General features: G+C 62.4%; 1 protein-coding gene. It reads left to right on the forward strand.

Translation table 11 applies throughout. The annotated features are described in order from the left end of the window. Window positions 1–160 precede the first annotated feature (160 nt). The coding region (locus tag AACY45_RS28535; protein ID WP_445261243.1) for a flavin reductase family protein at window positions 161–452 on the forward strand (292 nt) is incomplete at its 3' end.

A 452-nucleotide genomic window follows, 5' to 3' on the forward strand; every position in this document is an offset into this window, starting at 1 on the left:
GGCGATACAGCACGGTGGCGGCTGCCGGAGGACTATCGGAGGTCGGCGGGCTTGTGTCGGTCATACAGAACCCTATTCGAGCCAAGGGACGGCGTGGTTACAGCTACGCCAAATCGGTCGCGCACGATATTCGAATTTCGAACGGAAGGCCTGCTTCAAGATGACAGAGCACCATTTCTACGAACCACGCAACGGCCACAGGACCGTCCCCGGCCTGGCCCACGATCCCCTGAACGCGATCGTGGCACCCCGGCCGATCGGCTGGATCAGCACGCTCAGCGCCGAGGGCGTGCGCAACCTGGCACCGTACAGTTTCTTCAGCCTGTACAATTACCGCCCGCCCATCATCGGCTTCACCTCCACCGGCTGGAAGGACAGCGTCGCCAACGTCACCGCCACGGGCGAGTTCGTATGGAACCTCGCCACGCGCGATCTTGCAGAGGCGATGAATG

The organism is Pseudomonas sp. RA_35y_Pfl2_P32 (genome assembly GCF_963970735.1).
GTDB lineage: Bacteria > Pseudomonadota > Gammaproteobacteria > Pseudomonadales > Pseudomonadaceae > Aquipseudomonas.